The sequence below is a fragment of the Pedobacter psychrodurus genome, assembly GCF_032678585.1.
GTDB lineage: Bacteria > Bacteroidota > Bacteroidia > Sphingobacteriales > Sphingobacteriaceae > Pedobacter > Pedobacter psychrodurus_A.
This window is the reverse complement of sequence record NZ_JAVTSN010000026.1, coordinates 52,948-76,416: the sequence shown is the minus strand read 5'-3', so window position 1 is coordinate 76,416 and position 23,469 is coordinate 52,948. Positions and strand designations below refer to the sequence as shown.

At 41.9% G+C, this 23,469-nt stretch carries 17 protein-coding genes; 13 read left to right on the top strand and 4 right to left on the bottom strand.

Going from position 1 to position 23,469, the window contains the following annotated elements; genetic code table 11:
* Positions 1 to 20: 20 nt before the first annotated feature.
* The 3 genes from R2S57_RS17510 (at position 21) to R2S57_RS17500 (ending at position 2,806) form a co-directional block, all read left to right on the top strand.
* Positions 21 to 698, top strand: a complete 678-nt coding sequence (locus tag R2S57_RS17510) for a response regulator transcription factor (protein ID WP_316846246.1) — start codon at positions 21 to 23, stop codon at positions 696 to 698.
* The gene (locus R2S57_RS17505) at positions 695 to 1,948 is read left to right on the top strand and encodes a HAMP domain-containing sensor histidine kinase (protein WP_316846245.1); all 1,254 of its coding nucleotides are present in this window, start codon (positions 695 to 697) and stop codon (positions 1,946 to 1,948) included. The genes R2S57_RS17510 and R2S57_RS17505 overlap by 4 nt, the downstream gene beginning before the upstream one ends.
* A gap of 66 nt (positions 1,949 to 2,014) precedes the next feature.
* Positions 2,015 to 2,806 (top strand): phosphatase PAP2 family protein, encoded by a 792-nt coding sequence (locus tag R2S57_RS17500; RefSeq protein WP_316846244.1) that lies wholly within the window; start codon positions 2,015 to 2,017, stop codon positions 2,804 to 2,806.
* On the opposite strand, the gene R2S57_RS17495 is transcribed toward R2S57_RS17500, so the two are convergent.
* The 4 genes from R2S57_RS17495 to R2S57_RS17480 form a co-directional block, all read right to left on the bottom strand.
* Complete coding sequence (locus R2S57_RS17495; RefSeq protein WP_316846243.1) at positions 2,783 to 3,136, bottom strand: hypothetical protein; 354 nt, start codon at positions 3,134 to 3,136, stop codon at positions 2,783 to 2,785. The genes R2S57_RS17500 and R2S57_RS17495 overlap by 24 nt on opposite strands.
* A 141-nt stretch (positions 3,137 to 3,277) precedes the next feature.
* Positions 3,278 to 3,574 carry a hypothetical protein gene (locus R2S57_RS17490; RefSeq protein WP_316846242.1) on the bottom strand — a complete coding sequence of 99 codons (297 nt, stop codon included), beginning with the start codon at positions 3,572 to 3,574 and terminating at the stop codon, positions 3,278 to 3,280.
* A gap of 497 nt (positions 3,575 to 4,071) precedes the next feature.
* On the bottom strand, positions 4,072 to 4,482 hold the full coding sequence (locus tag R2S57_RS17485) for a hypothetical protein (RefSeq protein WP_316846241.1): 411 nt from the start codon (positions 4,480 to 4,482) through the stop codon (positions 4,072 to 4,074).
* 430 nt (positions 4,483 to 4,912) lie between these two features.
* Positions 4,913 to 5,431 (bottom strand): hypothetical protein, encoded by a 519-nt coding sequence (locus tag R2S57_RS17480; protein ID WP_316846240.1) that lies wholly within the window; start codon positions 5,429 to 5,431, stop codon positions 4,913 to 4,915.
* Between the two features lie 451 nt (positions 5,432 to 5,882).
* On the opposite strand from R2S57_RS17480, the gene R2S57_RS17475 reads away from it, so the two are divergent.
* The 10 genes from R2S57_RS17475 (at position 5,883) to R2S57_RS17430 (ending at position 23,430) form a co-directional block, all read left to right on the top strand.
* Positions 5,883 to 7,130, top strand: a complete 1,248-nt coding sequence (locus R2S57_RS17475; RefSeq protein ID WP_316846239.1) for a TolC family protein — start codon at positions 5,883 to 5,885, stop codon at positions 7,128 to 7,130.
* Between the two features lie 2 nt (positions 7,131 to 7,132).
* Entirely contained in the window at positions 7,133 to 8,059 is a 927-nt protein-coding gene (locus R2S57_RS17470; RefSeq protein ID WP_316846238.1) for an HlyD family efflux transporter periplasmic adaptor subunit, read from the top strand.
* Positions 8,060 to 8,061: 2 nt separating this feature from the next.
* Positions 8,062 to 11,094 carry an efflux RND transporter permease subunit gene (locus R2S57_RS17465; RefSeq protein ID WP_316846237.1) on the top strand — a complete coding sequence of 1,011 codons (3,033 nt, stop codon included), beginning with the start codon at positions 8,062 to 8,064 and terminating at the stop codon, positions 11,092 to 11,094.
* Between the two features lie 57 nt (positions 11,095 to 11,151).
* Positions 11,152 to 12,159 carry a YncE family protein gene (locus tag R2S57_RS17460; RefSeq protein ID WP_316846236.1) on the top strand — a complete coding sequence of 336 codons (1,008 nt, stop codon included), beginning with the start codon at positions 11,152 to 11,154 and terminating at the stop codon, positions 12,157 to 12,159.
* A gap of 168 nt (positions 12,160 to 12,327) precedes the next feature.
* Positions 12,328 to 12,867 carry an RNA polymerase sigma factor gene (locus R2S57_RS17455; protein ID WP_316846235.1) on the top strand — a complete coding sequence of 180 codons (540 nt, stop codon included), beginning with the start codon at positions 12,328 to 12,330 and terminating at the stop codon, positions 12,865 to 12,867.
* Between the two features lie 52 nt (positions 12,868 to 12,919).
* Entirely contained in the window at positions 12,920 to 13,909 is a 990-nt protein-coding gene (locus tag R2S57_RS17450) for a FecR family protein (protein WP_316846234.1), read from the top strand.
* A gap of 117 nt (positions 13,910 to 14,026) precedes the next feature.
* Positions 14,027 to 17,233, top strand: a complete 3,207-nt coding sequence (locus R2S57_RS17445) for a TonB-dependent receptor (protein WP_316846233.1) — start codon at positions 14,027 to 14,029, stop codon at positions 17,231 to 17,233.
* A gap of 17 nt (positions 17,234 to 17,250) precedes the next feature.
* On the top strand, positions 17,251 to 19,755 hold the full coding sequence (locus R2S57_RS17440) for a phosphocholine-specific phospholipase C (RefSeq protein ID WP_316846232.1): 2,505 nt from the start codon (positions 17,251 to 17,253) through the stop codon (positions 19,753 to 19,755).
* Between the two features lie 9 nt (positions 19,756 to 19,764).
* Positions 19,765 to 23,043: a TonB-dependent receptor gene (locus tag R2S57_RS17435; RefSeq protein WP_316846231.1), complete on the top strand. Its 3,279-nt coding sequence runs from the start codon at positions 19,765 to 19,767 to the stop codon at positions 23,041 to 23,043.
* 150 nt (positions 23,044 to 23,193) lie between these two features.
* Positions 23,194 to 23,430 carry a hypothetical protein gene (locus R2S57_RS17430; protein ID WP_316846230.1) on the top strand — a complete coding sequence of 79 codons (237 nt, stop codon included), beginning with the start codon at positions 23,194 to 23,196 and terminating at the stop codon, positions 23,428 to 23,430.
* Positions 23,431 to 23,469: the final 39 nt, after the last annotated feature.

Genomic DNA, 23,469 nt, shown 5'->3' with positions numbered 1-23,469 from the left:
ATAATTTAATAATTTACACTATGAAAATTTTGGTTGTTGAAGATGAGCAGGCACTCTATGAGAGTATTCTTTCCTATTTTACGGGCGAGGGCAATATCTGTGAGTTGGCAACCAACTTTGCTTCGGCATCCGAAAAAATATCGCTTTACCATTACGACTGCATTTTGTTAGACCTCGGGCTGCCTGATGGTGAAGGACTGGAGTTATTGACCCAACTGAAAAATACCAACAAAAAAGATGGGGTATTGATTATTTCGGCCAGGCACTCGCTGGATGACCGTTTGGCCGGCCTTGATCTTGGTGCCGATGATTATCTGGTAAAACCTTTCCACCTTTCGGAGCTAAAAGCCAGGGTAAGTGCCATAGTAAGACGGAAAAATTTTGAAGGGAATAATCTGATTATTTTCAACGAAATCAAGGTTGATGTAGCCGCAATGAAAACCACCGTAAATGAGCAACCTGTTGTATTAACCAAAAAGGAGTTCGATCTCCTGGTGTATTTTTTTTCCAACAAGAATAAGGTGGTCACCAAAAACGCCATGGCCGAGCACCTTTGGGGCGATGAGATGGATCTTTCTGATGATTTCGACTTCATTTATACCCATGTTAAAAATTTAAAAAAGAAGCTTAGTGAGGCTGGTGCAAAAGATTACCTGCGTTCTGTTTATGGTATCGGTTATAAATTCAGCAGCCAATGAAACTCTCTACCCGTTACAACAGGGTAAACATCATCACCTCCATTATCGTGCTGATTATTACCGGAATTATCTATTACCTGGTGATCCACCTCATTCTGACGAACAAACTCGATAAAGACCTTGCGGTTGAGGAAAACGAGATCAGGCAATACACCAATACCTACAATAAGCTTCCGCTCCCTGCAACTTATCTCGACCAGCAGGTTGCTTACAGCAGCCCGAAGGGCGATACGACCGATGTGCGCGAATTTAACTTCACCACTTATTTTAATCCCAAAGAACAGGAACAGGAGCCGGGGAGAAGCCTGATCACCACCGTTAATCTAAACGGAAAAACGGTGGTAGTGACCATTACCAAATCGCGTGTCGAATCAGAAGACCTTGTACGGATTATCCTCTTAATTACCCTGGGCATTACCATGTTACTGCTTTTTTCGTTATTGCTGATCAACCGTTTTGTACTGAACAGGCTTTGGAAGCCCTTTTATGTAGTACTTAACCGGATGAAGGCTTTTGAGGTAACCCGTATGGATAACATCAAAGAGGAGCCCACACGGATTGACGAATTTAACGAACTCAATAAATCGGTAAATGCCATGGCCGAGAAAGTGAAACAAGACTACAAAGAATTGAAGAGTTTTACCGATAACGCCTCACACGAAATGATGACCCCTTTAGCGGTGATCAATTCTAAACTGGATACGCTCTTGCAAACAGAGTCCTTCACCGATCAGCAGGGCGCATTGCTACAAGATATCTATCAGGCCACAGGCAGGCTTTCGAGGCTGCACCAATCGCTATTGCTTTTGGCGAAGATCGAAAATAACCTGATTTCGGATACTGAGGAAATCGATCTTGAAGAAATGATCAAAGCAAAAATCCGTCAGTTTCAGGAACTGTTTGAACGTGATGGATTAAGTGTAACGGTAAAATTATCGGAGCGGAAAGTAACCATGAGCCGTTACCTGGCCGATATCCTGTTGAACAATCTTTTCAGCAATGCGGTAAGGCACAATATAAACGGCGGAAAGATATTAATTGAATTGACCAGTGAAAAACTTACCGTTTCCAATACCGGAAAAATTCTGAATATCCAAAACCGTATGTTCGACCGTTTTTCAAAGTCGACAGCTTCAGAAGGGTTGGGGCTGGGCCTGGCCATCAGCAAACAGATCTGTAACCTCTACGGATTCAGCATTGAATATACCCATACCGATAAACTTCATTTTTTTTCAATTTATTTAGGCTAAGGAGGATAACTACAGAATTCCTCCATAATTGACTAATAGTTTTGATTAAAATTAAGACTATAGACCATGCGTAGCGTATCCCTTTTTATCCTGATTTTTATCAATACGATCGCGATTTGTTCGGCACAGCTGATCGATTCTACTGCAAGCCTTCCGGTTGATACTGCTGGAAGATGGTATGCCGGAAACCCGGTGCCCAAAATGAAATTCAGGCCGCTTACCTTTATTGCACCTGCAGTACTAATTGGTTATGGTTTTGCGGCGGTTTACGATCATGGCGCACTCAAACAACTTGATGTGAGCACCAAAGCCGAATTGCAGGAAGACCATCCGCTGTTTGCCGCCCATGTTGATGATTATTTACAGCTGGCTCCGGCTGCTGCGGTTTATGCATTAAATCTTTCAGGTATTAAAGGTAAACACAACCTGTTCGATGCCTCCATGTTATATGTTACCTCTGCAGCGATTATGGGCGTTTCTACCCATTTTGTGAAACAGGGCGTGGGCAGAATGCGGCCCGACGCATCAGGTACCAACTCATTTCCATCTGGCCATACCGCTTCGGCTTTTATGGCGGCAGAATTTCTGCATCAGGAATACAAAGATGTGAATCCGTGGATCGGTTATGCGGGCTATTTTGTGGCTACTGCAACAGGAACCCTAAGGATGTACAACAACAAACACTGGTTTAGCGATGTAGTGGCGGGAGCTGGTTTTGGTATAGCATCAACTAAGATTGCTTACCTGATTTATCCTTACATGAAAAGCCTGTTTACCACAAAGAAAGAAGGTAATTTTACTTTGATGCCTTTTCACCAGCCCGGCAGCACCGGATTAATGCTTTCGGGAAGGTTCTAATTGCTTTAAAACAACAAAAAGAACAATAGGAGGTATATTATCGCATTCGTATTTTATTTTGATGCGTTCCGGTTTTATTTTGATGCGTTCCGGTTTTATTTTGATGCGTTCCGGTTTTATTTTGATGCGTTCTGGTTTTATTTTGATGCGTTCTTGTTTTATTTTTATGCGTTCTGGTTTTATTTTTATGTATTCGTGTTTTATTTTGATGCGTTCGTGTTTTATTTTGATGCGTTCTGGTTTTATTTTAATGCGTTCTGGTTTTATAATATTGCCTGTGCTTTTTATATTATCACATCCGCGTTTTATTTTAATGCACTTATTTCTCAAAAACAGCTCACACTAAGGCGCAAGTTTGAGCGCTTATTGCCTTTGCCATGGCCTAACTTGTACTTAAAATAAGATTCTACTAAGTAAAACTTATTTTAGCTGTATTTCGAAAGGCATAAACCTACAAGGAACTTGCAAGAATTATTCTTTCCTTAAATAAACTATATTATCAATTTTTATATCGGAAAAAGGCACTTCCGTATATTCACAAACTTCCTCAATTTCTTCAAAATCTACATCTGCTAGTATTTCCGCCGACACAATACTTAAACTTTCATAATCTATATCGATTGGTTTTCTATCCAAGTGGTAAACAATTTTTAACTTTTTAACCCCATCATTATCAAATGAAACGGCTCTTATTTCAGGATATATTTCACCTAACAAAGCTCTTTGAATTGATAATTTCAATAACGAATTTAAATTTGCTTCTACCATATTATTATTTAATTTGAAGGTTTCGCAGGAACGATATGAGCTCCTGTTTTGCTAGTTATTACAATGCCATTTGTCGTTGAAGTAACAACTCTTGTTTATGGATCAATATAGTTACCCATTCTAACCACCACTAGCGCAAGTCTCAGTGTCACGGCCCCAGCAAAGGCCTCGACTTGTGCTTTCGTTAAATCAATGCATTAATTTTTTAAAAAACTTTAAAGCACAAATCATCCACCTGCCACCTTTAAGAATAAGACATGCCTTGGTGTGGATTACTTTATGAACTTTTCTTTGCAAGATATTAATTTAACCTGGATTGGTACAGAATTAAGAAAGCCTAACAATTTTATGTTATTAGGCTTCTAGTTTAATATATTAAGGCACAAGTCCACCACGACATTGGCCAACCTGGTATGACTTGCGCCAGAAGGGGATAGAATCACTTTTCTAACTCATCCTCGTTACAAATGAGGACGATGAGGGATAGAATATATAAGTTAATCTTCGATTGTTACATGCCAATTTAATTTCTCCAACTGTTCTCCGTTAAAAATCAGACTCTTATATTGTTTTTTATCTATAAGAGAATCAAGATTTATCTTCTCACTCAATAAATCCGCATCAAATATAAAAAGGGTTATCTTTTTATATTTGCTATGCTCTATAAATTTTGGCCACGTTGGTTTACCTGCAGTTAAAAAGGTAGAGTCTCCTTTGACAATGGAAGTATCAAAGATTTTTTGGGTATAATTCTTACTAGGATAAACTGGAACTGTATCCAGACTATAATCTACATAAATTCTAGCGTTTGAATGGTTAATTATTATGAATCTCCTATCCCATTCGTCTAAAATACAAGAAGAAATCAAAAAAATAAGACTAAATAAGATAATGCAGTTTTTCTTCATTTAAAATATTATATAATATTGTTATTGTTGATATAAAGGTATTCCAGTTTCAATCCACCACTCGCGCAAGTCTTAACGCCCAGGCCCAAGCAAAGGCCTCGACTTGTGCTTACGTTAAATCAATACATTAATTTTTTTAAAAAAAAACTTTAAAGCACATATCATCCACTTGTTACCACTAACAATAAGACCTGCCTTAGTGTGGATCACGTTATGGATTCTTCATTGCAAGATATTAATCAAACCTGGATCAGTACACAATTAATAAAGCCTAACAATTTTACGTTGTTGGACTTCTAGTTTAATATATTTTAGGCACAAGTCCTTCGTCACATTGGCCAACCCTCTAAGAATTGCGCCAGAAAGGGAATCCGCTATATTCCACCGCCCAATCAGCAGATCACAGAACCTAGCGCCGTAATCATACTTGCTACCTTAATAAATAATATCTTCCTTTACTAAGAAACTTTATTTTTTTGTTTTTTATAATATATATCCAAATTAAGGGTTCAAAAATTATTGGGGGTTCCTTGTCACCGAACACTTCGTCCCGATTTGGCTGGAGCTTAATAAAATTAAAAGGTTTAAAATGGTCAGATAACTTGAACATATTATTAATGTCTCCAAAGACTAAAACGTTTACCTTCTTATATAAGAAATATCCCTGTAATTTATCTTTCTTATTAAGGAGAAACCAATCGAAATCATTCTTGTGGAGAACGGAAAACCTTAATTCATAATAGTTAATAAATTTTTTCGACCTAATGACAAAAAATTTTTCAGATTTTCCGTCTCCTTCCTCAACCGCTACATTTAGCTTATTTAATATGGCTTCAATCCTTACATCATTGAGATTCAGTTTTAATACCCGCAAGGAGTCATCATTGGTCTGTGCCTTAATACTAAAATTAAATAACAACATTAAAAAACCAATTAAAACACCATTCATATTATTCTATTTTACCATTTTGATTGTATTCCACCACTAGCGCAAGTCTTAGCGCCCAGACCCAAGCAAAGGCCTCGACTTGTGCTGTCGTTAAATCAATACATTAATTTTTTTTAAAAAACTTTAAAGCACAAGTCAGGCCAGCCCTCATTGTCCTAACCGGTAAGACTTGCGCTAGTAAGCGAAACACTTTAATAGGTATTAAATAAGTCCTTCGACAAGCTCAGGATGACAAATTTACAATTATGATACAGCCTTTTCTAATATATTTTAGGCACAAGTCCTGCACACATTGGCTAACCCGCCAAGACTTGCGCCAGAAGGGGTCTGTTCAATAAACTGTGTCATTGATATGCCCCTAAAAAGATAACTACAGAATTCCTTCATAATTGGGTATTAACTTAGCTTATACAACAATTGAAATTCGAATCAGAAAGATTAAAACAATAAAATGAACCTCATCTATAAACAGCTCTTTATCGTTTTGCTGATTGTTTCAGGAACCATGGTGAGGGCACAAGGGCCAATAAAAAACCTGGATTATTATTTGGGGCAGGCTAAATCTTCCAGTCCGGTGCTGAAGGATTTTGAAAACCAGCGTAAAACGGCGGGCATTGATAGTCTTATCGTGCGTGCAACTGCAAAACCACAGGTAACAGGCACTGGTACTGGTTTATATGCGCCGGTGATACGCGGTTATGGTTACGATGAGGTACTCACCAACGGCCAGGCACTGGAAGCCCTGCTGAATGTAAATTATGATCTGTTAAATAAAAAACGGATCAATAACCAGCTTGAGGGCATTAAAATTCAGAGCGATTCGGTAAAGTACGCCTGGCAACTTTCGTTATTCGACCTGAACAGGTCGATTATCGATCAGTATATCACTGCCTTTGCCAGTCAGCAGCAGGTTGATTTTAACCGTGAAGTGGTTACGCTTTTGGATCGGGAAGAAAAGCTTTTAAAAACCCTCACACGCAGCAATATTTATAAACAATCAGAATACCTTACTTTTCTGGTTACGCTCCAGCAACAACAGCTTAACCTAAAACAGGCCGAACTACAGTTTAAAAATGATTATGCAACACTCAATTATCTCGCTGGCATAGCCGATACCACAGAGGTAAGACTTGCAGAGCCCAAGCTACAAAGCGAAGCTTTTGCAGGCGACAAAAGTTTCTTTACCAAACGTTTCGAATTGGATAGCCTGAAAAATGCCAATCTGAAAAACGGAATCGACCTGAACTATCAACCGAAACTCGGTGTTTATGCCAATGGTGGTTATAACTCCTCACTGATGCTTCAGCCCTATAAAAACTTTGGCGCAAGCCTTGGTTTTACCTTTTCAATTCCGATATACGATGGCCACCAAAGGAAGATGCAGTACGATAAACTGGCGCTTTCATCCAATACGGTATCAGGTTACAGGGATTTTTTCACCCGTCAGCAAACGCAGCAGATTAACCTGATCCGTCAGCAGATTACACAAACCGATGCCCTTTTTGGAAAGATTAACGAGCAGATCCGTTTTAGCAAAGGACTGATTGATGTGGATAGTAAATTGCTCCATACCGGCGATTTAAAGGTGTCTGATTTTATTATTGCCATTAACAATTACCTTTCTGCACAAAATTTATTGCGGCAGACCAATATCAACCGACTGAAACTGATCAACCAATATAACTACTGGAACAGATAGCCATGCAAAAATATTTAACACTAACCCTTGGTGCCATCGCTGTAATTTTCTGCTTTTCAGAATGTCACAGCACACATCCCGAGACAGAAACCGATGCTCCAGCTCCGGTTACGCCAGTACAGGTAACCACCACTAAAGACAGCTCGCTTTCCGAATATGTAGAACTTTCTGCCGTATCGGCTTATCTCGAAAAAAGTTTTGTAAAGGCCAATATCAATGGTTATGTAGAGCGAACGGTTGCAAAAACAGGTGAGCAGGTGGGCAATGGAACTTTGCTGTTTACGCTGATTACCAAAGAAGCCCGTTCCATTGGCAATACCGTAAACAAACTCGACCCGGGTTTTAAATTCTCAGGTGTGTCCAATATCCGTTCGGGCCAGGCTGGAACCATTGTACAAGTGAATCACCAAAACGGCGATTATGTGCAGGATGGAGAGGCATTGGCCACCATCAGTAACCGGAATAGCCTCGTTTTTCTACTTGATCTGCCTTACGAACTGAATCAGATTATTGCACAGCATAAAACAATCGATGTGCTTTTACCGGATGGCACAAAACTGGCAGGATCGGTTTCAGGAACCATGCCCTCAGTCGATTCACTTGCCCAAACGCAACGTTACATCATCAAGATACCCACAAGCAAAGATATACCACAAGGGCTTATTGCCAAAGTGAGGTTGAGCAAACTGAGTCATGCGAACGCACAGGTATTGCCTAAATCGGCCGTATTGTCAAACGAAACAGAGGACGAATTTTGGGTGATGAAAATGATCAATGATTCGACAGCGGTTAAAGTGAATGTGAAAAAGGGGATCGAAAGCAGTTCCTTAATTGAGGTAGTGGAGCCCAGATTTGCAAAAACCGACCGCATTATCAAAACAGGAAACTACGGTATTGCCGATACTGCCAGGGTTAAAATACAGAAATAGCCATGAATAGATTCTTTATTTCCCACAAAAATCCCATTCTGGCAGTACTGATCATTATCTTAATTGGTGGCATTTACTCTTTCCAGCAGCTTAAAACAGGTCTTTTTCCGGAGATTACCTTTCCAAAGATCAAGATTATTGCCGATGCAGAACTTCAGCCGGTTGATAAAATGGTGGTTACCGTAACGCGTCCATTGGAAAATGCGGTAAAACAAGTGCCTGATCTGCAACTGGTAAGAAGCACCACTAGCCGGGGCAGTTGTGAGCTTTCTGCTTTTATGAACCCTGGTGCCGATATTGATCTGAGCCAGCAACGCATCGAATCGCAGATTGCCAAAATCTCTGCAACCTTGCCTGCCGGTGTAAATATCTCGGTCGAGAAAATGAATCCCTCTATACTCCCGGTAAGCGGATATAGTTTAGAAAGCCATAATTTCTCACCCGCCGAGCTTAAAAAAATAGCTACTTATACCGTTAAACCTTTTCTCTCACAGGTGGATGGTGTTTCCGAAATCCGCGTAATTGGTGGTAAAACCAAAGAATACTGGCTGGAACTTGATGTACAGAAAATGCAGTCGCTAGGCATTTCTCCAGATCAGATTTCGACAGCGCTTTCGCAGACCAATTTTATCAAATCCAACGGTTATCTTTCCGATAACAATTTTCTTTATCTCTCGGTAACCGATGCCACGGTAAAAACCAAAAGCGATCTGGAAGAACTGGTGCTGGCCAGAAAGGGAAACCGCACGGTACGCATAGTAGATGTGGCCAAAGTAAACATCCAGCAGAGTGTAGAATATACCCGCATCAATGCAAATGGAAAAGATGGGATATTGATCGCCGTAATTAAACAGCCAAATGCAAACCTGGTTGATCTTTCTGCCGAGATGACGGCCAAGGTTGCGCAGCTTAAAAATATTCTTCCGGCAGGGGTAAGCATTAAACCTTATTATGTACAGGCCGATTTCGTTAACGAATCGGTTAAAAGTGTGCGTGATAGTTTATGGATCGGACTGGCGCTGGCCATTATTGTGGCCATTATTTTTTTACGTTCGCTAAAGGCGAGTGTTACCATACTCATTACCATTCCCGTTACGCTCTGTCTAACCGTAATTGTGCTCTATTTTATTGGTTATTCGTTAAACATCATGACACTTGGTGCCATTGCAGCAGCCATCGGACTGATTATCGATGATGCGATTGTGGTGGTAGAGCAGATACACCGTACACACGAAGAGCATCCCGATAGGCCGACGGCACCTTTAATCAGCAAGGCCATGGGTTATCTGTTTCCGGCCATGCTCGGCTCATCCATCAGTACCATCGTTATTTTTGTGCCTTTTGTACTCATGACAGGAGTGGCGGGATCGTATTTTCAGGTAATGACCAACACCATGATCATTACGCTGGTATGTTCGTTTTTTGTAACCTGGATCGGTTTGCCGGTAATCTACCTGTTGCTTACCAAAAATGCACACAACAATGCATCTGGTAAAGGAGCTATCGTGCATGAGGTAAAATCGCAGAACTGGGTGCGTTTTTTTATCAAGCGCCCGTATATTTCTTATGGGTTTATCCTCTTACTGATCGCATCAATTGTTCTGGTATTCCCAAGACTTCAAACCGGATTTTTACCCGAAATGGACGAAGGCAGTATTGTACTCGATTATGCCTCTCCTCCGGGAACATCGCTCGAAGAAACCGACAGGATGTTGAAAGAAGTGGAGAAAGAAATTGTCAAAATTCCAGATGTACAGGCCTATTCAAGGAGAACGGGTACACAGATGGGCTTTTTTATCACCGAGCCCAATACCGGAGATTACCTGATCCAGTTGAAACCGAACCGTAAAAAAACTACCGATGAGGTAATTTCGGAGATCAGGACACATATTGAGCATACCCAACCTGCATTGGTTGTCGATTTTGGTCAGGTAATCGGCGATATGCTTGGCGATTTAATGAGCTCAACACAACCGGTTGAAGTGAAGATTTTTGGTAACGACCAGCAGAAATTGCAGGTATTATCTAAACAGGTTGCTGAGCTGGTTTCGAAGGTAAGTGGCACAGCTGATGTATTCGATGGGATTATCTTATCAGGTCCAACAGTTAATATTCAGCCTGACTTTGCCATGCTGGCCCAATACGGCATTACTCCGCTTTCCTTTCAGGCACAAGTGCAAACCGCAATGCAGGGCAATGTAATTGGCGATCTGTATGATAAACAGCAGCTTTCGCCCATCCGAATGGTGTATCCGGGAAGCCGGACTTTTGGTGTATCAGATATTTCAGCACTTAAAATCTTTCTTCCTAACGGAACAGCTGTGCCCATCCAGAATTTAGCGAAAGTCGATCTGCAATCGGGTAATGCCGAGGTAGAACGTGAAAACCTGCAGACTATTGGAGCCATTACCGCAAGACTGGATAACAGGGATCTTGGAAGTGTGATGAAAGATATCCAATCGGCGGTAGGTTCAAAGGTAAACCTGCCATTGGGTTACCACATCGAATATGGTGGAGCGTATAAAGAACAGCAGCAGTCGTTTTCTGAGCTGTTAACCATTTTAATTGCTTCGAGTTTATTGGTGTTCAGTGTAATCCTGTTCCTTTTCCGGGACTTTAAGATTGCCTTTCTGATCCTTCTGATTTCGGTATTGGGCATTTCGGGAAGTTATCTTGCCCTACTGCTTACCGGTACACCTTTAAATGTGGGCAGTTATACCGGCCTGATCATGATTGTGGGCATCATTGGAGAGAATGCTGTATTTACCTTCTTACAGTTTAAAGAATCGCTGAATGAAAAAAATGTAACCGATGCCATCACTTTTGCCATTTCGACAAGATTAAGACCAAAATTAATGACCGCTTTAGGGGCAATTATAGCCTTAATGCCTTTGGCACTTGGTATAGGCGCAGGAGCACAGTTGCACCAGCCACTGGCCATTGCGGTTATCGGTGGTTTTATTGTTGCACTGCCGCTTTTGCTGATTGCGCTACCCAGTTTAATCAGCAGGTTGTACAGCCAAAAAGAAGAGTGAAATGCGTTAGCATAGTTAAAATTTGATGCTGATCCTTTAATTATATAAAAAAATAAAATGAAAAAAATATTCTTCAGTGTAGCCTTGTTTTTGGTTACGATCATCTCAGCTTCTGCACAGCAGAAAACAGGAGTACATTTATTGGCAAGCCACAAAATCCAGAGCGATGGTGGTTGGGATTATCTCACTATTGATCAAAAGAATAATAACCTATATGTTTCGCATGGTAACCAGGTAAATGTTCTCAACAAAAATAGCGGCGATTCGGTAGGGGTAATCCACAATACCCTCGGTGTGCATGGCATCGTGATCGCCAATCCATTTGGCAAAGGTTATAGCACCAATGGCAAGGCTGGTACCTGTACGGTGTTCGACCTTAAAAACTTGATGGTTAGGGCCACAGTAAAAGTGGGACAAAATCCCGATGCAGCCTTTTACGACGATTTTTCGAAAAAAGTAATTGTTTTTAACGGGAAGAGCAGCGATGCAAGCATTATCGATCCGGCAACCGATAAGGTACTTTCAACAATTGCCCTTGGCGGAAAACCCGAAGCGGGTGTTTCTGACGGGAAGGGCAGCATTTACGTGAATATTGAAGATACTGGCGAAATTGTTCGCTTCGACATCAATACCTATAAAGTGCTTTCGAGGTATAAATTGAAAGGTGGCGAAGAACCTTCAGGTTTGGTTATAGACCGCGTTACTTCGAGACTTTTTACGGTTTGTGCAAACAAAGTGATGATTGTGCTTGATGCCAAAACAGGGAAGCATATTGCAACATTGCCGATCGGAGATGGATCAGATGGTGTGGTATTCGATCCCGTTACCAAAATGGCGTACAGCGCTAACGGAGAAGGTACCATTACTGCGGTTAAAGAAGTTTCGGCTGATCAGTTTATTGTTCAGGAAACAATTAAATCAGAAGCAGGTGCCAGAACAATAACCCTCGATACAGTAACGCATCATATCTTTCTGCCAACCGCAACATTCGAAAAAAATACTGACGCTGCACAACGTCCAAAAAGAGTTTCCGGAACTTTCAGGGTACTTGAATTTGGGAAATAGTTTTGGGCAAATTTAATGAGTTTCAGATCGGTTACATCAAAAACCGATCTGTATATCTCAAACACAATAAGATAAGGCATTTCTTCGCCTGGCGTAACAAACATGTTGTTCAGATAAGCTTAACAGTGGCTTAATAATCGATTGGCTAGTTTTGAGCCATTAATCGATATGGGCAACAAATCTGACATTGAGCTTTTAAAGGCCATCCAGTCTGGTGATGACGAAGCATTTAAAAATGTTTTCGATGTTTACTGGAAACGGCTCTATTCAGTAGTGATGAATCTGGTAGGCGATGAAGATCACACCAAAGACATCCTTCAGAACACCTTTATCACCTTCTGGAACAAAAGAAACACTTTGATCATTGCTGATTCGCTATGGCCTTATCTGATCAAGATTGCACGCAATGATGTGATCGATCAGTTCAGAAAGAATAAGGTACGCCTTGAAGGCGCTGAACTTCTGATCAATGATCTGCAGTATTATGATACGGTAGAGGAGGTGATGATCAGTCGGGAACTGCAAACCGTTATCGATTCTGAAATCGTAAACATGCCCCTTAACATGAAATTATGCTTTGAGCTGAGCCGGCACGAAGAAAAATCTATCCGCGAGATTGCCAGCGAACTCCGCCTTTCAGAACAAACAGTAAAGAACAATATCTCCGAAGCACTGAAGCGTTTACGGCAACGTGTAAAGTTAACATAAGCTTAATATTCGCTTAAAGTACTTTTTAAGCTTTCGCACGCTTTATGGATGAATGAAATCCAAAGCACGAAAATTCCTTTCCAAACAGCTGTCCGACTATCAATCGGGTACAGCCGATGATGGAAATAAAAAAATCATTGATGGGTGGTTTGCCTCAAAAGAAAAGGAGAGTACTGATCAACAAACACAGATCAGACCAGAAATGGGAGATGAGCTTTTCTCCCAGGTCACCTCCAAAATAGCAAAACAGGTACAAAAACCCAAAGTAAATAAAACCTATTGGGCCATTGCAGCATCTATTGTTGTCGTAATAGGCTTTGCCTCCTTTTTCATGTTAAAAAGTAAGGTTAATCAATTCTCTACACAGGAGCTGGTTTATGATACATTTACCACGGGCAATGGCGAAATCAAAAAGATTGTATTGCCCGATGGTACCGCCGTATACATGAATGCCAGCACTATCGTTCGCATACCCCATAACTTTAAAGGCGCTGCAAAACGAAACGTGATGCTCGATCATGGCGAAGCTTTTTTCGAAGTAAAGCGAGATACGTTACGTCCGTTCAGCATTGTTACGGGTTTGTATACCACAACGGTATTGGGAACTTCTTTCAATATCAACGCTTATCCCGAACGTAGGGGTTATCAGGTTGCAGTTAGAACAGGGAAGGTGCGGGTAGAAAAAAGAGAAGGCAAACATATACTTGTTCTTGGCGAAAAACTCATCAAAAATCAGGTGTTGAGTTACAGTAGCGAAAACCATCAAACCAGCATAGTGGATGAACCCACTGCCAGGTATGCCGATTGGCGGACCGACCGCTCTACCTATATCGATCAGATGGATCTGGTGCAGATTGGTCAGGTGCTTTCCCGACAGTACAATATTAAGGTGGAAGTAAAAACCGATGGCAGTAAGCTCAGCAAATATAACCTTTCGTTAAAATATTCAGATCTCCGGCAGGTACTTGCTTACCTGGCCATTAAAACGGGGATGAACTATCAATTAACCGATCATTCATTAATCATCAATCCAGCAAAATGACATAGCCTTTAAAAAAGAACCGGATTCCTACAGCCATAGGAACCCGGGGGTACGATAGTACTGAAGCAGCACTACCGCGTTTTAATCAATTCCGAAAAATCAATTAAGCAAATAAATATGCGACATTATTACCATTTTATTAACCTTTCCAAGAGAAAAATTTTGTTTTTGGCACAATTGCCACTAATCTGTCTGTTGTTACTGGCCTTTAGCGCCCGTACTTATGCCCAATCTACCGATGCCTCGATCAGGGGAAAGGTGACTGATGAAAAGGGAATTGCCGTCCCAGGAGCCTCTGTAGTGGTGCGCAATGAGTCTACAGGTTTTAGAACAGTAACTTCCACCAATAAAGAAGGTGCTTACGCCCTTATTCAATTGCCGCTGGGCAAGCCTTATAGTGTTACCGTAAGTTATATCGGCTATCCTAAACAGAGCAAATCAGATCTGGCCTTAAACCAGGGTGATAATATTGTTGCTGATTTCCGCATGAGCGAATCCAATACCCAGTTGAGCGAAGTAAACGTAAGTGCAAATTCACTCACCAAACGTATCGACAGGCTTGGATCGAGTACGGCAATTACGGCCCAGAACATTCAGCAGCTGCCTACACAGAACAGGAACTTCAATAACCTATCTGCATTGGCACCAACCACCAATGGAACCAATATTTCGGGGCAAAGGGCTTCTTCTACCAATTACCTGATTGATGGAGCGAGTGCAAGAAACAACCTCACATCAGGTGCAATCGGAAGCGGACCTTATTCCTTATCGCTCGAGGCGATCAGAGAATTTGAGGTAGCCGCCAATGTGTACGATGTAAGCAGGGGCCGTGAAGGCGGAGGTACAGTTTCGGCTGTAACCAAATCGGGAACCAATACCCTTACCGGATCCGTATTCGATTATTACCGCTCAGACTTTCTGGCAAGTCCTTACGACATCAGGGGAAATAAACGTCAACAGAAATTCACCACCAATCAATATGGCTTTAGCCTTGGTGGACCGATCATTAAAGATAAATTACATTTTTTCACGGCATTAGACCGCCAGGATGAAAGTATGCCATTTTTTATTGCCGATATCAGGGAAGATGCCGATGCAGTTAGCTTAGGCATCAGTAAAGGTGCATTAGACAGTGTAATCAATATCGGAAGGGCCAAATATGGTCTTGGAAACGGTCCGCAAGTGGGCGAATTCAAAAGGAAAACACTTGCCAACACCTTTTTTGCAAGGATCGACTGGCAGATCAATGATAAACACAGGTTAACCATCAGAAACAATTATAGCGACTGGTTAAACCCGATAAGCAATAGCGATAACTCTAATATCAGTCTTTTTGAGGTTTGGGGAGATTTTAAATCGAGCGAAAACAGCACACTCGTATCGTTGCGCTCTCAGCTTAGCCCATCCTTTTTAAATGAGTTTAAGTTACAGTACCAAACGGCAAGCCGCGATTATGTGCCGAATAGCGAACTTCCTTCAGCAAATATCCCAAGGGCAATTGTAACGGTCCGTTCTACATTGCCAAATGGTACGCTTGGAAACAAAACCGTTCAGCTTGGTGGTCAGCGTTTCTTTCCTGAAAACAATCTTGAAAACCAGTTCCAGTTGATCAATACTTCATACTATAACCTGGATCAATACAAGTTTACCTTCGGTACCGATAATACATTGACCTATATGGATACTTACATTTCGAGTGAACAGAACGGTAGGTTTATCTTCAACAGTTTATCCGATTTCAATAACCTGAATGCATCGAGGTATGCAAGAGAGGCACCGATCAACGGTATTCCCTCAGTGCAGCAATATATTCTAAATCTTTCGCTTTTCGGACAGGTTGAGTTTGATCTGGCAAAAGACATCAATGCGATGTTCGGGGTGCGTTACGATGTAACCAGTTTCCTTACCCAGGCAGATTATAACCCTGTTGTAGAGCGTACGCTTGGTTTGCGTACCGATAGCAAGATTACCGATGCGGGCAAAGTACAGCCACGTTTCCAGCTGACATGGGATATCAACAATGAGAAAAAAGATATTATCCGCTTAGGTGGAGGTTTATTCTCGTCTTATCCGGTAAACTATGCACAGGTAAACAACATTCAGAACAGTGGGACGAAAGTAGCCTCTATCGATGTTTCCAGACCAGCTTCAGGACCGAGTTTGGTACCTACACCTGATTTTCCTTTGTACCGCAGGGATCCTTCGGCAGCACCTGGTATCATTGCAGGTGTACCCTATGTTTCGACCATCAACCTGAACGATCCAAACCTTAAAATGCCTTCGATTTTTAAAGCCAATTTGAGCTACAACAAAATTATCGGCGACCGTTTAAGGCTTGGTGTTAACCTGTTGTATTCTTATACGAAGAACAATTATGTTTATCTGGACAAGAATATGGTAGATAATCCATATTTCACCCTTACAAACGAAGAAAATCGTGGTGTTTTTGTTCCTGCAGCCTCTATTACTGCTTCGGGGATTACCAATAACGTGCTGGGAAGGAAAACAAATGAGGTAGGTAGGGTATTAATGCTCACCAACGGCGCTACCCTTGAGCAGAAAGCCATGATCCTGGATGCAAGTTTCCGTTACCTTAAAGATGGTTATATCAATGTGAGTTATACCTTGAACGATGCGAAAGACAACTCATCGTATAATGGAAACGTAGCCAATACATCAACTTTCAGACCGGTAAAATCAGATCCACGCGATCTTTCTCAAGTGGTGTATTCTGATAACCAGTTCAGAAACAAACTGGTGGTTTACGGAAGTACGCCAACCTGGAAAGGATTTTCTATGGCGGCTACTTTTAGGGGAATCGGTGGAACACGTTACTCGCTGAGTGTGGATGCCGATATTAACGGCGACTTTGTGGGCGGTCCGGGTAATGATAACGACCTTGCTTTTGTTTTTGATCCGAACAGTCCGCTTACCAGTGCAGCCAACAAAGCTTCGATGGAAAAGGTGCTGAACAATCCTGACAACAGGGCTAAAGAATATATTCTGAAAAGCCTGGGCAAAATTGCCGACAGAAATGCCGGTATCAATCCATTTTCCGGAACTTTTGATATCCGTGTACAAAAGGAGTTCAAAACCTATAAAAGCCAGAAGCTAACCTTAAGTTTTGATGCCTTCAACTTTGCCAACCTATTGAACAAAAAATGGGGTGTAAATTATAACCTGGGTGATCAGACCCTGTTAACAGTAACCAAATTTGACCAGGTTAAAAAACAATATGAGTACCGTGTAAACGAAAACGTTGGCGTAACCCAGGCAGCAGGAACACCTTATCAGATCCAGCTGGGTGCCAGATATTCATTTTAAAAAACAGACCATAATTGATGGATTCACGTAGAGATTTTATAAAAAAGGCAGCCCTCCTATCAGGAGGCGCTGCCTTAACCGGTGTATTGCCCCCGGCAATACAAAAGGCATTGGCCATCGATCCGGCATTGGGCAGTACCTTTTACGATGCGGAGCATGTTGTTTTCCTGATGCAGGAAAACCGTTCTTTTGACCATGTTTTTGGCCTGATGCAAGGCGTGAGGGGTTTTAACGATCCAAGAGCCATTGATCTGCCCAATAAAAATAAAGTTTGGCTGCAATCGAATAAGGAAGGCGAAACCTATGCACCCTGGCACCTGAACATCAAGGATACAAAAATTGCCTGGATGGGCTCTACTCCGCACAACTGGACCGACCAAACCGATGCCCGCAACGGTGGAAAGTACGATAAATGGCTGGATGTGAAAAAAGCCTATAAGCCAACCTATGCACATATGCCCTTAACCATCGGTTATTGCAAACGTGAGGATTTCCCATTTTATTATTCACTTGCTGATGCCTTTACCGTGTGTGATCAGAATTTCTGTTCTGTGATAGCGGGTACCCATCCAAACCGTTACTATTGGATGACGGGTACCGTGAGAGAAAACAATACGCCCGATGGAAAAGCACACTTATGGAACATCAGCAATTATGATAAACCTACCTTAAACTGGAAAACCTATCCCGAACGCCTGGAAGAAAATGGTGTATCGTGGAAGATTTACCAGAACGAACTGACCATGGGTTTTGGTCTAAATGGCGAATCAAGCGCGTGGTTAAGCAACTTTGGTACCAATGTGATTGAATATTTTGAGCAGTACAATGTGCGCTTAAATCCAGGTGCCATTGCCAATCTGAAAGAAAAAAAGGAGTCGCTATTAAAACAGATTGCCGATTCATCAAAAGAAAACCTCAGCGAAGAAGAACGTACCAAAGTTGAAGCGTTGCGGAAACTCCTGCTCAAAACTGAAAATGAGCAAAAAGAGTATACCATGGAAAACCATGCAGGCCTTTCGGAAAAAGCTAAAAACTTAAATGCAAAGGCTTTCAGCGTAAATGTCAATGATCCGGATTTCCATTCGCTTACTGCAATGAAATATGATGAAAAGGGTGTAGAGAGAGAACTGAACATTCCAAAAGGCGATATTTTGCATCAGTTCAGAAAGGATGTAGATGAAGATAAATTGCCTACGGTTTCGTGGTTGATGACCCCCGCAAACTTTTCTGATCACCCTGGGGTGCCCTGGTTCGGTTCGTGGTTTGTAAGCGAGGTAATGGAAATCCTGACCAAAAACCCCGAGCAATGGAAAAAGACCATCTTCATTATGACTTATGATGAGAATGATGGTTATTTCGACCATGTGCCTCCATTTGTACCACCACATCCTTTTAAAGAAAATGCGGGAAAGGTGTCGAAAGGGCTGGATACTCTAATGGATTACGCGGCGAAAGACCAGCAGACCAATCCATCAATGAAAGAAAGCAATATCCGGGAAAGCCAGATCGGACTGGGATACCGCGTGCCGATGGTGATTGTATCACCATGGACCAGGGGAGGATACGTCTGTTCAGAGGTGTTCGACCATACTTCTTCGCTACAGTTTTTAGAAACTTTTCTTGATAAAAAATATGGGAAAAAGGTAATTGAAGAGAACATTTCGCCATGGAGAAGAACAGTTTGCGGCGATTTAACTTCGGTATTCAGACCGTATAATGGCGAAAAAATAGCCTATCCAAAAGGCCTGGAGAAAAAACCTTTTCTGGAAAAAATCTATTCGGCCAAGTTCAAAGATCTGCCTGATAATTACAGAAAACTCAGTGCTGATGAAATTAAGGCCATAAATGTCGACCATGCTACATCTCCATATTTTCCACAACAGGAAAAAGGAATCAGGGCATCATGTGCGCTCCCTTACGAACTTTATGTTGACGGAAAGTTTGAAAACGGAAAGTATCAGGTAGAATTTTCTGCTGGCAATACCGTATTTGGTAAAAAAGCAGTTGGATCACCCTTTACCGTGTATGCCATGAACCCTTACAAAGATGAAGTGCTTAGCGTTTGGGATTATACTGTAAAAGCCGGAGACAGCATACAGGACGAGTGGCAGGTGCAGGATTTTAGCAATGGCCAATATCATTTGCGCGCTTATGGACCAAACGGGTTTTTCAGGGAGTTTAAAGGAAACAATCAAAATCCGGCAATAACGGTAAAATGCACTTATCAAAAAGATTTATCGAAGACTGCATTAAATGGAAACGTAGTGGTTGTATTGCATAACGAAGGGGCTGTAGCGCTCGAGTTAATGATCGAAGACATGGCGTATAAAACGGGTAAACGTTTGGTTAAAGTTGCTGCAAAAAGTAGTGCCTCATTGATGCTAAACCTGAGCAAAAGCCATAACTGGTACGATTTTCAGGTAATTGTTAAAGGAAAAGCAGGTTTTATGGAAAGATTTGCCGGAAGGGTAGAAACAGGAAAAGAGACCAAAACGGACCCATTAATGGGCAAAATGGTATAAAATCAAAAAATGCGCATCCTGATCATTTTATTTACCTTATTTTCCTCCGCCGTTCTTGCGCAGACCACAAGAACGGCGCTGTATGGCAGGGTAAGAGATGCTCAGGGTGCTGCACTTTCAGGCGCGACCATTACCCTTACTCATACGGCCACAGGTACGGTGTACGGTTGTGCAAGTAATGCTGCGGGAGGTTATCAGGTTCCTGGGGTGATGCCCGGAGGGCCATACCAACTAACTGTAAGTGCAATAGGACTTGGGAAATACCAACAAACTTCCCTTTATTTTAAACTTGATGAACCCATGGTAATCGATGTGGTGCTGAAGGAAGAAATTTTGGTGTTGGCCGATGTAAAGGTTCGTGCTGCGAAAAAGGATACACTGAAAAAATCTTCTGGTAGTGCCGGCGCTTTTAATATTGATTATCAAAAACTAATGTTATTGCCCACCATTAAACGTGGAATTTCGGATTTTACAAGACTTGTGCCGCAGGCTTTTGGATCGGCAATAGCCGGAGGCAATTACCGTCAGAATTTTATTACCATCGATGGTTCAGAATTTAATAACAATTTCGGTGTCGGAGATAATCTTCCCGGTAACGGTGCCCAGCCCATTTCGCTTGATGCCATTGCTGAGATTTCGATAAACAATGCACCCTATAATGCCATCTGGGAATCGGGTTTTATCGGAAGTGCCCTGAATATTCTGAGCCGCTCAGGTAGTAACCATACAGAAGGGGCGGCCTATTCCTATTTCCGTGGCAGCAGAAGTTACGGGTACAAGGTGGGAGAACAACTGATAGACGAGAAACCCAATAGTTATTGTCTTTTGGGTTCAAAGATAGGAGGGCCCATCATCAAAAACCGTCTTTTTTATTTCTTGAGCATTGAACGCGAAAAAGAGGTTTACCAGTCGCAAACCTTTAGCGCGGCTACCAGCAGTCAGGATTACGGTAGTGCCCCTAATATTGCCCGGCCTACTGCTACAGAACTCGATGCGATGCGTTCGTATCTGGCCAGCCGTTACGGTTACTTAACGGGGCCATATCAAGGTTACGATTTCACGGCAGCAAGTACCAGGGTTCTTGCACGTTTGGATTGGAATATTGCACGAAACAACACCCTCAGCATCCGCTATAACCAGTTAATTAGCAACAGACCTGAATTGGTTAACGCCTCAAGAAGTCCGCTTACGCCCTTTGCAGCAAGCGCCGGAAGAAGGAGCATCAATGCGCTACCTTTTAGTAACTCGAATTTCGACACCCGTTCTAATTTTTATTCGCTTGCGGCCGAATGGAACAACCGACTGTCGAATACCCTCGCCAACACCATGCGGGCCTCTTATACCCATCAAAACGAATACCGGACATCCGAAAGTCAGCTTTTCCCATTTGTGGATATCCTGAAAGATGGCCTACCCTTTACCTCCTTTGGTTATGAGCCTTTTTCGCTGAACAACAAAAGAGCGGTAAGCTTACTTTCACTAACCGATATCCTACATTGGAAGCCAGGGAAAAATAGCTGGGATTTTGGTTTTCAGGCAGATTATATGGATACCAGTAACAGCTATATGCCCTTTGGTACGGGTTATTATACCTTCTCCTCATGGGATGATTTTATCAGTGGGAAAAAACCAGTCGACTACGCCCTTACTTATGCTACAGATGGAAAAGAAACATCACCCAGCTACACATTTGATTACCTGAATTTTTCTGCTTTTTTACAACATACGATAAACCTGGGTACAAAGGTTGTGCTAAATATCGGTCTTAGGGGCGATATATCGGCTTATACCAAACATCTTCCTGATAATAAGGCCTTATCTCAGCTTATTTTTTCAGAAGCACAACAGGTAAACACTGCTTTTCTGCCTAAGCCAGCGCTGCTACTGTCGCCAAGAATAGCTTTTAAGTACTATCTTTTTGGCGACAATAGTTATGTATTAAAAGCAGGAACGGGAATTTTTACGGGGCGGATTCCATTTGTTTGGGTCATCAGCCAGGCAAGATATTCAGGCGTTGGTCAGATCAGTCAAACCTGGCAGGGTCAATCCAATACCCCTACAGCCTTCGATCTCGATGACCGCCAATCGGCTGTACGTAAAGGAAGTGATGTACTACCGTCGGTAAGCAGTATTTTATCCAGTGATTTTAAAATGCCGCAGAGCTGGAAGTCGAGTATTGGTGTAGATATGGCACTTCCTGCAGGGATACAAGGAAAAATGGAACTGGTGTATAACAACGATATCAGCGGTATCTTGTTTCACGACCTCAACCTTGTCAATCCCGTTCCGTTAAATATTCCGGGATATCCGGATCACAGGCTGGTTTATCCAAGGGCAAACAGGGAGAAATTTATCAATCCGTTAAATGCTTCCGGTCAACGCGATTTAATGGGCAATTCGGCCATGAATGTGGTTTCGATTTCCAATTCTTCAGGCGGGTATTACCTGTCTTTTATGAGCAGCTTGAGCAGGAAGTTCAAAGATGGACTGGATATATCCATATCTTACGTGAGGAGCGGGGCAAAAAACTACAATGATGGAGATGGCGACCAGACACTATCGGCGCTTAATGCCACGCCATCGGTAAATGGGATCAATAACCCCGCTTTGGGATATGCCGGATATGTGCCACCAAACCGGGTCGTCTCTTCTGTAACCCTGCCATTAAAAGTTTCCCGCACAATAACCTTAAATTTCGGACTGGTTTATCAGGGCAGTTCAGAAGGCAGGTTTTCATACACCTATTCGAAAGACCTGATAGGAGATGGCACCAACAGATCGCTCATTTATATCCCCAAAAACCCTTCCGAAATCACTTTCTCTCCACTAACGGTTTCAACGGCTAATGGAAACCTAAGCTATAGTGCAGAGGAGCAGAGTGGTGCTTTTTTCAGTTATATCGATCAGGATAAATACCTCAGGTCAAAAAAGGGGCAATATGCCGAACGCAACGGAGCACTTTTACCGTGGCGGCACCAGATTGATTTAAGGTTCAGCAGCGCATTCGGACTCAAGGGGAGAAATAAAAAACACAGTTTAGAGTTGAGTGCCGATATATTGAATGTAGGTAACCTGCTCAACAGGCAGTGGGGATTAAGAAAACTGGTAAACAGCAGTTCCATTCTTATTCCGGTAAATCTGGATAAGATACAGCCCAATGGAACAGTTATGCCATCTTTTCAACTGGCTACAGTTGGCGGCAGGTTGCTAAACGAAACCTTCAGGAATGATTACAGCATTAATTCTACCTATTTGATACAATTAGGCATCAGGTATGCTTTTGAGTAAATGAGTTTAATGTTTTTTAACCATATACTAATTTTCAATTGGATTGATCGGCCTAACAGGAACTCGACTGTTAATTAATTATTAGCGGATTAATTAACGTTAGTATAACAATAATTAAATGTTTGCTTTTTATTGTGTTAACTTTGCGCGGTGAATTTCCCGCTCTACATCTACTACGAACTGCTGATCCGTTTATCTGAAATTGAAGCCGAAATCGGCCATTATGTATCCTCCACTGCCGATCATGAAGTCTGCATTATCCGAACCACAAACGGGACGGTTAAAGTGCCTGTTAATGTTTTAAAAAGACAATTTGAAGATCCCAACCTGATCAGCAATGAAGAACTTATGCTGTTAATCAAAACATTCAGGCCAAATTATTTATAGTTTAGCCTATTGGTTTAAGATTGGGATGAAGATTTTTCC